Here is a 12813-nt window from a genome sequence, read left to right on the forward strand (position 1 = left end):
GCGGCAGCGCGAGCGTCACGTCGACCGGGTAGCCGCCGCGTTCGAGAATGGCGGCCATGTCGTCGAGCGTCGCGGCGATCGGCGTGGCGAACGCATCGGGCAGCCGCGCGTCCGGCTCGCGATCGGCCAGCGCGACGCCGACCATCAGCGCGGTGCTCGACGCGATGGCCTGCCGCAGCGCCGCGAAGTCGGCGGCGCTCGACGAGCCTTCGAGCTTCGACAGCTTGAGCCACGTGAGCAACTGCTTGTCGCCTTCGCGCAGGCTCGCGTCGAACGCGGCACGTGCGTCGTCGTCGCCGCGCAGGCGCCGTGCGGCGAGCCGCAGCCGCTTCGCGAGCTGCGCGTGCGCCAGCTTGCGCGGCGACGGCGCGATCAGCAGGTTGACGACGATCGCCACGCCGACGGGGATCGCGATCGTCAACCAGATGTACAGCAGCGCGCGGGTGGCGGCTTCGCCGAACGGCGCGAGGCCGAGCTGGTCGAGCCCGAAGCCGACGATCATCGCGAGGATCGCGCCCACCGGGCGCAGCTTGCTCGCGGAAGTCAGATACAGGAGGGCGACCGACAGCACGGCCATGCACGCGACCCGCAGGATCGAATAGTCGATGCTGAAGATCGCGATGCCGAGCACGAGCCCGATCACGATCGTGACGATCAGCAGCAGCGCGGCCGCGAGCACGACGCTCGTCACGCGGTCCGCGCGGATCATGAAGAACACGACGTACGCGGACAATGCGGCTTCGGGCGTGCCGTACGCGGCCGTCACGAACGCGGTCAGCGCGCAGATCAGCGCGACGCGCACGGCGATCGCCGCGCGCCCCGGAAACGGCGCGAGCAGCCGCAGGACTTCGCGCGGGCCCGGCGCGCGAACCTCAGCGGCAGGCTGAGCCATGCCGGACCTCGACGATCGCGCTCGCGCCGACACGCACGAGCTTGCCGTCGGGTTCGTCGAGCTTCACGCGCACGGGGAAGCGCTGCGCGACGTGCACCCAGTTCACCGAGTTCTGCACGATCGGCAGCGAGCGCGGCAGGTTGATGCGCGCGCTGTCCGCGATGCCGGCGCCGATGCCGACGACCTTGCCCGTCAGCGGGCGGCTGCGGTCGATCATCGAGTAGACGGTCGCGCAGTCGCCGACCGCGATGCGATTGAGCGACGTTTCGCGGAAATTGCCGACCGCGAACCATTCGCTCGCGTCGATCAGCGTGAAGATCGACTGGTTCGGCGCGAGGGTTTCGCCGGGCAGCACGCTGAGGCCGGTCACGAGCCCGTCGTGCGGCGCGCGCACGACCGTATCGTCGAGCGCATGCTGCGCGCGGGCCAGCGCGGCTTCGCGCGCATGCAGCGTCGCGATCGCGTCGGCGTCGTCGCCGATCGTTTGCGCGGACGCGCGCTGCTGCTCCTGTGCCTGCGCGAGCGACACGGACGCGTCGCGCTGGCGCACCTTCGCCTGGTCGAACTGCTGTGCGCTGACGTAGCCCTGCGCGGCGAGCGGCGCGAGCCGGTTCACGTCGCGCGTCGCGAGATCGTAGTTCTGCGTCGCGCGCTTGACCTGCTCGGCGGCGACGGACGCATTCGAGCGCTCGCCGATCAGCGAACGGCGGCGCGTATCGAGCGACGCGCGCGCGAGTTCGAGGTCGGCCTGCGCCTGCGCGACGGTCAGCCGGTACGGCACGGGATCGATCACGTACAGCAGGTCGCCTTTCGCGACGCGCTGGTTTTCATGCACGGCGAGCTGCACGATGCGACCGCCGACCGGCGACGCGACGTGCACGACGTCCGCGTCGATCGACGCGTCGTCGGTGGACGGGTAGGCGGTCGTGCGGTGGTACGCGTACGCGAGCGCCGCGATGCCGAGCGCGACGATCGCGAGCGCGATCACGCGGCCTTTGACGGAGGGGCGGGTGATGCCGGCGGCCTTCATGCGAACGGCCCCGTGCCGGTGAGCCACACGATCACGGCGACCACGAGCCCGATCGCGGTGCAGACGGCGAGCTGGTAGGGCACCGTCGCGGCCCAGCCGGTCGCGACAAACACGCGATGCGCGACGATCGCGCCGACGACGCCGACGATCGCGCTGACGAGCCACAGCGGGAAGTACGCGCCGAACAGCACGTAGGACGGTGCGCCGCGCGATGCGCAGCCCGCGAGCGGCAGGGCGGGCGCCAGCACGGCGGCGACGCGCAGCGGCGCGCGCGGCGTTGTTTTTCTCATGGTGTGACGAGCTCGACGTTTGGGGGTGGATGCCGGGCGCGGCGCAATGCGAATCGTCGCCGCGACGACGATTCCAGGATACGGAGCCGATCATAAATCAGCGCGATGCGGATCGCCAGCGATCCGGCATACGATTACGGCACGGGTCGTGGCCGGCCGGGGCCGCGTCGTCGCTCATGCTGGACGGTCCGGCCGTGCGTGTCGGCAGCGACGATCGGGCCGCCGCGATTCTGCCAGCACCCGCTCGCGTAGGGTTGCTAACGGACTGTAAAGGATCGTCAGACGAAACGCGCGCAGTGGAATTTGCCATGCCGACGCAGCGGAATCGGCGCGCAAACCGCCGATTGCCGCTCGAGCGCATGCGAATCCGGTCAGTCCGGTCGACCGCGTGCATCCTCGACGAGCAGGTCGACGAGATCGCGTGCGAAGCGCGGCAACGCATCGAGATCGGCGACGCAGATCTGCAACCGGCGTTCGGCCCAGTCGTCCTCGAGCGCGACGAGGCGCAGCGCCATCGTTCTCGCATGGCGGCGCGCGGTGCCTTCGGGCAGCACGCCGACGCCGACGTTCGCCTCGATCATCCGGCATGCGGTTTCGAAGTTGCTGACCTGGATGCGCCAGCGCAGCGTGCGCTGCACGTCGGCGGCCGCGCGCTTCAGGAAGGTATGGATCGCGCTCGCCTCGGGCAGGCCGATGAAGTCGTGGTCGAGCGTCGCGACGAACGGCGTCGATGCCAGGCTGGCGAGCGGGTGCCCGAGCGCGGTCGCGAGCACGAGACGATCGCGCCGGTACGGCATCGCCTGCAGCCCGTCGGTGCACACGTCGCCGGCGACGATGCCGATGTCGATCATGCCGTCCTGCACCGCGCGCACGATGTCGGGGCTCAGCCGCTCCTGCATGTCGATCGTCACGTCCGGATGGTTGACGAGATAGTGACGCAGTACGCCCGGCAGGAACTCGCTCATCGCCGTGGTGTTCGCGAACACGCGCACGTGGCCTTTCACGCCCGACGCATATTCCTGCAGGTCGCCGGTCAGTTGTTCGAGCTGGCGCAGCACGCGGCGTGCATGCGCGAGCAGCGTGTCGCCCGGCGCGGTCAGCGTGACGCCCTGGCTCGTGCGGCTCAGCAGCTTCACGCCGACCTGCTCCTCGAGGTGCTTGATGCGGGTGCTGGCGGCCGGCACCGACAGATGCGCGCGTTCGGCGCCGCGTGTCAGGCTGTTCGCTTCCGCGATGTGCGTGAAAAGTTTGAGGTCGACGATATCGAAGCGCATGGACGTGGCGGCGGGAGGATGGCCGATTATCGCGCGAAGCCGCACGGCGCTGCACCGTCGGCGGCGACCCGTCGTCGCGGCCGGGATCTGTGTACCATCGTGCGTAGGGCGCGACGCGCGGCACCTGGGCATCACGGCCCGTGCGCCGCGTGCCGCGGATGCGGTCGTGCAACGAAGGTGAACGTTTCATGCGAAGTTTCTTTGTCCGGTTCATTGCAATCGGCGTGCTGTTCCATCTGTACGTCGGGATGCGGATCATTCCCGGTGCGTTCGCGTCGCCGCTCGCGCGTACGATCGCGGCGCTCGTGCTGGCGAGTTTCGTCGTCTTGATTCCGGTCGGCATGTTCTCGCGCCGCTTCGACGAAGGCTGGGCGGCGACGCTGGTCGGCTGGGCCGGCGCGCTCGTGATGGGCTTCTTCTCGTCGCTGCTGGTGCTGACGCTCCTGCGCGACTTCGTGCTGCTCGGCGTGCTCGTGTGGCGGCATCTCGGCCATGACGGCGCATGGCCCGGCGCCGCGCCCGACACGGCGCTCGGCGTGCTGGCGGCCGCGGTGCTCGTGACCGCGATCGGGTTCGTCGGCGCGCGCCGTACGGCGGCGGTCAAGCGCGTGTCGATTCCGGTCGCCGGGCTGCCGGCCGCACTCGACGGGCTGACGATCGTGCAACTGTCCGATATCCACGTCGGGCCGACGATCAAGCGGCCCTACATCGAACGGATCGTGCGCGCGGTCAATGCGCTCGACGCCGACCTGGTGGTCGTGACGGGCGATGTGGTGGACGGTTCGGTCAAGCGCCTGCGCGAACACACCGCGCCGCTCGGTCAGATGCGCTCGCGGCACGGCACCTTCCTCGTGACGGGCAACCACGAGTACTACGCGGGTGCGCATGCATGGATCGACGAGTTTCGTCGTATCGGGCTGACGGTGCTGCTGAACGAGCACGTGTTGATCGAGCGCGGCGGCGCACGCGCGGTGCTCGCGGGCGTGACCGACTTCACGGCGGGCGGCTTCGATCCCGCGCATCGCAGCGACCCCGCGCAGGCGCTGGCCGGTGCGCCGCGCGACGTCGGCACGAAGATCCTGCTCGCGCACCAGCCGCGCAGCGCGGAAGCGGCGAGCCGCGCGGGCTTTACCGTGCAGTTGTCGGGGCACACGCATGGCGGCCAGTTCCTGCCGTGGCCGCCGTTCGTGCGGTTGCAGCAGCCGGTGGTCGGCGGGCTGAACCGCTTCGGCGACATGTGGCTGTATACGAGCCGCGGTACCGGCTACTGGGGGCCGCCGAACCGCTTCGGCGTGCCGTCCGAGATCACGCTGATCCGGCTGACGCGCGGCTGACGAGTGGCAGGGAGGCCGCCGTCACGCAATACAAACGCGTATTGCAGTGCACGGCAGATTTCTCGGCGGCTTTCTTTCAGCGGGGAATGACAGCGCATGGCGGTGCGCGGCGCCGTTGGCTAGTATGCAGACATGCGCCGTTTGCTCCGTTCCTTGCCCGTTCCTGCCGACATGTCGACGCCCGATCTCTTCGCTGATACGCCCGCGCCCGACGTGGACTGGTACCCGGACTGGCTTGCGCCACCCGCCGCGGACCACGCGCTGGCCGCGCTGATCGACGAGGTCGCGTGGCGACAGGACACGATCCGCACGCCGCGCGGACGCATTCCGTTGCCGCGGCTCACCGCGTGGCAGGGCGAGCCCGATGCCGTGTACGTGTACTCGGGCATCCGCAACGTGCCCGAACCCTGGACGCCGGCCGTGCTCGGGCTGAAGCACGCGGTCGAGGCGACGTGCGGCGTGGGTTTCAACAGCGTGCTGCTCAATCGCTACCGCAACGGGCTGGACAGCCTCGGCTGGCACGCGGACAACGAACCCGAACTCGGCGACGCGCCGGTGATCGCGTCGGTGAGTCTCGGCGCGATGCGCGTGTTCGATCTTCGCCATCGCGAGACCGGCGTCACGCATGCGTACCGCCTCGTGCATGGCAGCCTGCTCGTGATGCGCGGGCGCACGCAGGCCGAATGGCAGCACCGCGTGCCGAAGGCGCCGGGCGTGCAGGGCGAACGCGTCAACCTCACCTTCCGACGCGTATCGATGGCGGCCGGATAGATCGCGCCCCGTTTCGGTGATTCACGAAAGGCCGATGCAAGCAATCGATGGGGCGTGCGGCACGTTGCCGCACGAATTCAATGCAGCGTTGTCCGGCGGGGCGCTCAGGCCCGTCCCGCAAGGCTTTCAGGTAGATTCGATCGACCGCCCGGTTCCGATAGGTGAGTGAAACCTCTGATGGTGCGTCGCAACAATTATTGACTACACTGAGGAATGGCACAAACGCGTCGGCATGCCGGCGCGATCCTTTCGACATGCCTCCATGCGTTGCCGACGTAGCGCGCGACGGGGCAGGAGCACAACGCGTGACCGTACTCGACCCTTCCTTCGAACCCTCGCTACACGTCTTCGAGCAAGACGGCGGATGGCAATGGGCGCTGACGGTGAAGCGGGCGACCGGCGTCGGCGTGAAAGTCGTGGCGTTCAGCCGCGAAGGCTTTCGCGGCGAAGCCGAGGCATACGCCGCCGGCCAGCTTGCCCGCGCCGAATATGACCACGCCGTGACGGCCTGACGCCGGCGCGGCGATTCCGCCCGAGGATCGTCTTCCTCCGTACCGTCCGTTGCCGGACGGTGCTTTCCCGACTGTTTCTCATTTCTGGTTGTTCGCTGGCGGTTTTGCCGCGCCAATCGGTCCTTGCCGTTCGATGTTGGAGCATCGCGGTGACTCCGGCACGCGTGCCGCAAGCCTGTGCGCGGATTTGCGACCTCCCGAGCAAGTGCGAACCCGTCTGGCGGAAGCACGCCTGGAAAATGCCGAGCCATATCGTAATAAGATATGACGTTATCGCCTCGGCGGGACGATGACGTCCCGCATTCCTGAAAGGAGAGCTATCCGTGCAACTGACCCAGTTAGGCGGGCATGTCGCCCAATCCGGCATCGCCGAACGGCAAAAACACGCGCAGGCGCTGATGTTCGGGATGGCGAACATCGACGAGTACGTGTCCGGCGGCGTCTGCTACGACGCCGCTGCTTATGTCCGCTATCTGCTGCGCGCCGACGCGATGATCGCGCCCGGTACGCTGCTCGACACGATCGGCCAGCTGTGGAAGACGCGCTTCAACTTCGAGACCGGCAATCAGTGGGACGGGCGCGCGAGCATTCCGGCGGGCACCGCGGTCGGCTTCGCGCGGGGCACCAATGTCTTTCACGCCGCGATCGCCGTCGGCGGCACGCGGATTCGCGGGATCAACGGCGGCCTGCTGGGCGCCGGATGGCTGCATCCGGTCGATCTGGCACGCGTGCTGCAGCCGGACCCGGCCGGCGGCTTTGCGTACGACCGCACGACCATTCGCGTCTATCTGTCGCGTCTGTAGGCTGCCTGGCGTCGACGCTCACGCTTCGGCCATCGTCGCCCGACCGCGTGCCGCCCGCCGGCGCCGCGCGGCCCCCTTTCCGCCGTCCGGCGATTTCCGCATGGCGTCGCGCCGTCCAACGCTGCTATCCTCTCGACCTTGAATGACGCGTCATGGTGCGTGGATGCGCGTGCCGCATCGCAGCGCCGCGCATGGGCGCGAGCCCACGCGCGCACTGAGGTAGCATGACTGAATCTCCACGGCGATCCATGACCTGTTTCGTGACTGATTTCCTTCCGTCCATGTCCACATGGTCAAGACAACGATGAGCGATGCACCCGAGTCGGCGGTGCCTGGCGACGACGAGTCGTCGGGCGGCGGCGCTTCGTCCTATCTGGTGCCGGGGCTCGAACGCGGGCTGCGGATCCTCGCCGAATTCTCCGCGCGCGAGCCCGTGCTCGGCGCACCCGAGCTGTCCAAGCGCATCGGCATTCCGCGCACGACCACGTTCCGCCTGCTGCAGACGCTCGAGGCGCTCGGCTTTCTCGAACGCGTGAACGGCGACCGCTATTTCCGGCTCGGCGTCGGCGTGTTGCGGCTCGGCTTCGAATACCTGAATTCGCTCGAACTGACCGATCTCGGCACGCCCGTGCTCGAACGGCTGCGCGATGCGACCGGCCTGTCGACGCACTTGCTGATCCGCGACCAGCGCGACGTGGTGTTCGTCGCGAAGGCGCAAAGCAATGCGTCGATGTTCGGTTCGGTGAAGGTGCACGTCGGCACGCGCCTGCCCGCGCATGCGACCGTGCACGGCCACGTGCTGATGGGCGACCTGACGCGCGATGCGCTGCGACAGCTCTATCCGGAGAAGAAACTCGAACAGTTCACCGAGCGCACGCCCGGCACCGTCGACGAGCTGTACGAGCGCGTGCGTCATTACGCGCGGCTCGGCTATGCGGTCAGCGAGGCGGCGTTCGAGAGCGGCATTTCCGCGGTGACGGCGCCCGTGCGCGATCATTCGGGCTCGATCGTCGCGGCGATCACCGCGACGGTGCCGCGCTCGGAGATCGGCGAGGCCGGCGAGAAGGAGCGGCTCGTCGAAGCGGTGTGCGGCGCGGCGGTCGACCTGTCGCAACGGCTGAACTATCGTCCGCTCGAAAGCGACCCGACGTTCGCGCATGCGCGCCACAAGGTCGCGATGTTCTGACGCTCGCGCATCGAGCCGGCCGCGGTGCGCGGCATCGCAACGAAGAGAGCGGCCCGCGGGCCGCTCTTGTCGTTTTCGGGTACCGCAGGCGCGGTGCCCGAGTTCGCTCAGAACGAGTGATGAATGCCGGTCAGCACGATCACCTGGTTCGCGGTGCTCGACACGCCGGCCGTGAAGAACGCGGCCTTCGCGCCGCCCGAGCCGTGTTCATAAAGCACGTTCGCATACAGCTGCGTACGCTTCGACAACGCGTAGATGTCGCCGAGTTCGACCTGCGTCCAGCGTCGGCCAGCCAGCGTCGTGGTCGCCGCGCCGCCCGCGATCGTGTTGAACGCGCTGCTGCGGTAGTTCACGCCCGCGTCGTAGCTCTGGAACGTGTCGGAAAACCCGTTCGACTGCATCTTCACGCGCGTGTAGAGGCCATGCACGAGGAAGTCGCCGATCTGGTACGACGCGCCCGCGCCGATGTTCTCGACCTTGCTGGCGAGATAACCGTTCGCGGTGTTTTGCCCCTGGAACGACGTGATGCCCGTCTGGCTGATCAGGATCGAGCGGTCGTGCTCGTTCGAGTAGACGGCCGACGCCTTGAACGGCCCGTTCGCATAGTTCAGCGCGACGCCGACCGATTTGCCGGTCGAGAAGTTCGTCGTGTTGCCGAGCGCGAGTGTCGCCGCGGCGGAGAAACCCGCGAAGGTCGGCGAACGGTACTTGATCGAATTGTTGTACGGCACGTTGCCGGTCGCGGCGAGCCCGTCGATGTTGCCGGGATGGAACGCGTACCAGCTCAGCGCGAGATACGCGGTGCTGAGCGGATCGAGATAGTCGAACGACAGCGGCGTCTGGCGGCCGAGCGTCAGCGTGCCGTAGCGCTCGGCGCTGAGGCCGACGAACGCCGCGCGGTTCCAGATCGTGTTCGCCGTCGCGAACTGGCCGTTGTTCGTATAGAAGCCGTTTTCCAGCTGGAAGATCGCCGACAGTCCGTCGCCGAGATCTTCCTTGCCCTTCAGGCCCCACCGGTCGGGCTGCGTATTGCCCTGGATCATCGCCCACTTCGCGTGGCCGCCGACGTTATTCACGTATGCGACGCCCGCATCCATGCTGCCGTACAGCACCACGCTGCTCTGCGCCCACGCGCCCGACGCGGCGCCCATCCCGATGACTGCTGCTGCTACCGCATGCTTGACCATTTGATCTCCTGACTCTCCAACCTGATGAATACGTGTTGTGACGGCCTGCGCGGGGACGGCCGGCCGTCGCGCATGTTCATCGCCGAACGGGCATTTTTATGTTCCATATAAGGAACAGCGTGCCTTTAATGGAATGGAGTATAGAGGCGGTGCGCGCCCGATCAAAAATAAATTTTTCGGGACGGATGAGCGCCGGGCAGGCGCCCGGCAATCCCGCGTGATGTCTTGAAAAAGCCGATAAATCCCCGTCGCATAACAAAAAATTACATTCAATAGAGTAGAGGAAGGGAGCGATCGAGCGAGGTGTCGGTGTTTTCCCTAGGACATGCAGCTTTTTATTTTGCTCGCGGAAAGTCGCTCCTATAATCACCATCCATAAACTGATGTTCCGGATATGGAACAAATCGGAACCAACCGAGAGTCGATCAGAAGGAAGGGTGTGAGATGTCTGAACAATGGATTTGCGCCGGTCATGCCGGCGCGCTGTCGGAAGACACGCCGATCGAGTTCAAGCGGACCGACGGCGTGGAAATCGGGATCTACCGCGTCGGCGACGACGTGTATGCGCTCGAGAACGTATGCCCGCATGCGTACGCGCTGCTGACGCAGGGGTTCGTCGACGAAGGCACGGTCGAATGTCCGCTGCACGAGGCCGTGTTCGACATCAAGACGGGCGCATGCCTGAAGGGTCCGGGCGGACGCGCGCTGAAGCAGTACGCGGTGCGCCTCGCCGGTGAAGAAATCCAGATCAAGGTGGAATGACATGAAAGAAGCGACCGTCAACTTCAATCCCTTCCTGAAGCCGTGGGTGGCGCCGCAGCCGAACAACGTCGCGGGCAAGGGGCAGATCGAAATCCCCGGCCAGGTCGAGAACCAGATCTGGCAGAACCGCAAGGCCGCACCGACCCAGTACGAGAACGACCTCGGCGATGCGCTCGAACGCGTGTTCGAGAGCGGCGCGACCGAGCTGGACGATGTCGTCGCGGGCCTGAACCGCATCGGCTTCCGCGCGCCGGACGGCACGGTTTGGACACCCGAGCGTTTCCGCGCCGAAATGGCCTCGCTGGCGGAATGAACGCACCGACCGCGCCGCGCGCCTGAGCGCCGACCCGACAACCGCATCCGGAGCACACTGATGACGTCCCCCGACCAACACGAAGCCCAACACGACCCGGTCCGTGACTATCTCGACCGCGGCATCAAGAACTACTGGTATCCCGTCGCGCCGAGCTGGCAGGTGTCGAACGCGCCGGTCGGCCTCACGCGCCTGTCCGAGCAGATCGTGCTGTGGCGCGATCACGACGGCAAAGTCCACGCGCTGGAAGACCGTTGCCCGCACCGCGGCGCGCGCCTGTCGCTCGGCTGGAACCTCGGCGGCAACATCGCGTGCTGGTATCACGGCATCGAAGTCGACGGCGGCGGTACGGTCAACCGCGTGCCGGCCGTGTCGAACTGCCCGCTCGAAGGCATGAAGTGCGTGAAGTCGTATCCGGTCGAAGAGAAGGCCGGCGCGATCTTCCTGTGGTTCGGCGACGAAGCGCACGGCGAGCCGGCGCCGCTGAACCTGCCGGAAGAACTGGTCGCCGACGAGTACGCGCACTTCCTGTGCGTATCGAACTGGAAGTGCAATTACCAGTACGCGATCGACAACGTGATGGACCCGATGCACGGCGCCTATTTGCACGCGACGTCGCACTCGATGGCCGAAGGCGACAAGCAGGCCGACATGCGCGTGCGCAAGACGGACACGGGCCTGATGTTCGAAAAGATCGGCCAGCGCGACGTGAACTTCGACTGGGTCGAGCTTGGCGAAACCGGCTGCCTGTGGATGCGTCTCGCGATTCCGTACAAGCAGAAGTTCGGCCCGGGCGGCAACTTCGGGATCATCGGCTTCGCGACGCCGGTCGACGGCGACCACTGCCAGGTCTATTTCTGGCGTACCCGCAAGGTCGGCGGCTGGCAGCGCGACGTGTGGCGTTTCATGTACCGCAACCGCCTCGAAGGGCTGCACTGGGACGTGCTCGAGCAGGACCGCTACGTCCTCGAAAGCCTCGCGCCGCATGCGCGCGATCACGAATACCTGTACCAGCACGACGTCGGCATCACGCGCGTGCGCCGGATGCTGCGCCAGCGTGCGCAGGAACATCTGTCCGCGCTCGACGCGCATCGTGCGGCGCACGCCGCCGCGGAGCCCGCGAATGGCTGAGTTCGCTCCGGTCGTCGCGCTGCCCGGCCGCCGCGTGCTCGTCACGGGCGGTGCGCGCGGCCTCGGCGCCGCGTTCGTGAAGGCGCTGGTCGAAGCGGGCGCGCAGGTCGCGTTCGGCGACGTGCTCGCGGAAGAGGGCCGCGCGCTGGCCGCGCAGCTCACGCAAGCCGGTCACACCGCGCATTTCTTCGCACTCGATCTCGCCGATCCGGCGAGCATCGACGCCTTCGTCGCGCAGGGTGCGGCGGCGCTCGGCGGTATCGACGCGCTGATCAACAACGCGGCGATCACGAATTCGGGCGGCAAGCTGTCGACGGAGCTCGACGTGTCGACGTGGGACGCCGTGATGAACGTGAACGTACGCGGCGTGTGGCTCGTCAGCAATGCGGCGCTGCCGCACCTCGCGCGGTCGGGGCGCGGCGCGATCGTGAACCTCGCGTCGGACACCGCGTTGTGGGGCGCGCCGAAGCTGCTCGCGTACGTCGCCAGCAAGGGGGCGGTGATCGCGATGACGCACGCGCAGGCACGCGAGTTCGGTGCGCACGGCGTGACGGTCAACGCGATCGCGCCGGGGCTGACCGAAGTCGAGGCGACCGCGTACGTACCGGCCGAACGCCATGCGTTCTACCTGCAGGGCCGCGCATTGACGCGCACGCAATTGCCTGAGGACGTGACGGGCCCGGTGCTGTTCCTGCTGTCGGACGGCGCGCGCTTCGTGACGGGCCAGCTGCTGCCGGTGAACGGCGGCTTCGTAATGAACTGATTTGAAGTTTTCACTCGGAATGAAGGAGAGGACGATGGCGGACGCCGATCTCGAACGCAAGTCGTGGGACCAGCCGGAAGGCGCAAGCTTCAACGACTGGATGGAAGGGCGCGTCGCGCGCTATGCGACGCGGCGCTACGACTGGGACGCGCTGAAGTTCCAGGCCGATTACGACCCGAAGTACCGCCGTGCGCAGATGCGCTATGTCGGCACGGGCGGCACGGGCGTCGCGAAGGACGTCAACACGGTGCCGGCCGGCAACTTCACGTTCTCGACGATGGTCATCCCGGCCGGCAACATCGGCCCGAGCCACATCCATATCGACGTCGAGGAAATCTTCTTCGTGCTGCGCGGCAAGATGAAGGTGATCTGCGAGCGCGACGGCGAGACCTGGGAAGCGATCCTCGGCGAGCGCGACCTGATCTCGGTGCCGCCGGGCGTGTATCGCACGGAAATCAACATCGGCGAGGAAGATGCGCTGATGTGCGTGATGCTCGGTTCGTCGAAGCCGATCACGCCGACGTATCCGCCCGATTCGCCGCTCGCGAAGATCAAGCGCTGAGAC

14 protein-coding genes and 1 pseudogene are annotated in these 12813 nt (G+C 67.2%); 10 read left to right on the forward strand and 5 right to left on the reverse strand.

The window, feature by feature from the left end; translation table 11 throughout:
- The 4 genes and pseudogenes from BLS50_RS16895 to BLS50_RS16910 form a co-directional block, all read right to left on the reverse strand.
- Window positions 1–892, reverse strand: a pseudogene (locus BLS50_RS16895) (FUSC family protein); the annotation flags it as partial.
- Entirely contained in the window at window positions 873–1922 is a 1050-nt protein-coding gene (mdtN, locus tag BLS50_RS16900) for a multidrug transporter subunit MdtN (RefSeq protein WP_074802831.1), read from the reverse strand. The gene mdtN and the pseudogene BLS50_RS16895, both read right to left, overlap by 20 nt.
- Window positions 1919–2212: a hypothetical protein gene (locus BLS50_RS16905; protein ID WP_011547413.1), complete on the reverse strand. Its 294-nt coding sequence runs from the start codon at window positions 2210–2212 to the stop codon at window positions 1919–1921. Before BLS50_RS16905 ends, mdtN begins: the two co-directional genes overlap by 4 nt.
- Before the next feature lie 371 nt (window positions 2213–2583).
- Complete coding sequence (locus tag BLS50_RS16910) at window positions 2584–3486, reverse strand: LysR substrate-binding domain-containing protein (protein ID WP_074802832.1); 903 nt, start codon at window positions 3484–3486, stop codon at window positions 2584–2586.
- A gap of 188 nt (window positions 3487–3674) precedes the next feature.
- Here BLS50_RS16910 and BLS50_RS16915 point away from each other — a divergent pair, with 188 nt between their 5' ends.
- The 5 genes from BLS50_RS16915 (at window position 3675) to BLS50_RS16935 (ending at window position 8092) form a co-directional block, all read left to right on the forward strand.
- Entirely contained in the window at window positions 3675–4820 is a 1146-nt protein-coding gene (locus BLS50_RS16915; protein ID WP_074806448.1) for a metallophosphoesterase, read from the forward strand.
- A 171-nt stretch (window positions 4821–4991) separates the two neighbouring features.
- On the forward strand, window positions 4992–5591 hold the full coding sequence (locus BLS50_RS16920; protein WP_175680734.1) for an alpha-ketoglutarate-dependent dioxygenase AlkB family protein: 600 nt from the start codon (window positions 4992–4994) through the stop codon (window positions 5589–5591).
- 305 nt (window positions 5592–5896) lie between these two features.
- Window positions 5897–6103, forward strand: coding sequence for a hypothetical protein (locus BLS50_RS16925; RefSeq protein ID WP_006478718.1), 207 nt, complete (start codon window positions 5897–5899; stop codon window positions 6101–6103).
- Between the two features lie 323 nt (window positions 6104–6426).
- On the forward strand, window positions 6427–6906 hold the full coding sequence (gene tecA, locus BLS50_RS16930) for a type 6 secretion system effector deamidase TecA (RefSeq protein WP_011547418.1): 480 nt from the start codon (window positions 6427–6429) through the stop codon (window positions 6904–6906).
- Between the two features lie 289 nt (window positions 6907–7195).
- Window positions 7196–8092: an IclR family transcriptional regulator gene (locus BLS50_RS16935; protein ID WP_074802834.1), complete on the forward strand. Its 897-nt coding sequence runs from the start codon at window positions 7196–7198 to the stop codon at window positions 8090–8092.
- A 107-nt stretch (window positions 8093–8199) separates the two neighbouring features.
- Here the strand turns inward: BLS50_RS16935 and BLS50_RS16940 are convergent, their stop codons facing one another.
- Window positions 8200–9279, reverse strand: a complete 1080-nt coding sequence (locus tag BLS50_RS16940; protein WP_027805911.1) for a porin — start codon at window positions 9277–9279, stop codon at window positions 8200–8202.
- Window positions 9280–9723: 444 nt separating this feature from the next.
- Here BLS50_RS16940 and BLS50_RS16945 point away from each other — a divergent pair, with 444 nt between their 5' ends.
- From BLS50_RS16945 to BLS50_RS16965, 5 genes are read left to right on the forward strand one after another with little or no spacing between them, the layout of a single operon-like run.
- On the forward strand, window positions 9724–10041 hold the full coding sequence (locus BLS50_RS16945) for a non-heme iron oxygenase ferredoxin subunit (RefSeq protein WP_006478721.1): 318 nt from the start codon (window positions 9724–9726) through the stop codon (window positions 10039–10041).
- A gap of 1 nt (window position 10042) precedes the next feature.
- Entirely contained in the window at window positions 10043–10354 is a 312-nt protein-coding gene (locus BLS50_RS16950) for a recombinase-like helix-turn-helix domain-containing protein (RefSeq protein WP_006478722.1), read from the forward strand.
- A gap of 60 nt (window positions 10355–10414) precedes the next feature.
- Complete coding sequence (locus tag BLS50_RS16955; RefSeq protein ID WP_074802835.1) at window positions 10415–11485, forward strand: aromatic ring-hydroxylating dioxygenase subunit alpha; 1071 nt, start codon at window positions 10415–10417, stop codon at window positions 11483–11485.
- A complete protein-coding gene (locus tag BLS50_RS16960; protein WP_074802836.1) occupies window positions 11478–12248 on the forward strand; it encodes an SDR family oxidoreductase in 771 nt (256 codons plus the stop codon). The genes BLS50_RS16955 and BLS50_RS16960 overlap by 8 nt, the downstream gene beginning before the upstream one ends.
- 34 nt (window positions 12249–12282) lie before the next feature.
- A complete protein-coding gene (locus BLS50_RS16965) occupies window positions 12283–12810 on the forward strand; it encodes a cupin domain-containing protein (RefSeq protein ID WP_006489904.1) in 528 nt (175 codons plus the stop codon).
- Window positions 12811–12813: the final 3 nt, after the last annotated feature.

The organism is Burkholderia orbicola (genome assembly GCF_900100915.1).
GTDB classification, from domain to species: domain Bacteria; phylum Pseudomonadota; class Gammaproteobacteria; order Burkholderiales; family Burkholderiaceae; genus Burkholderia; species Burkholderia orbicola.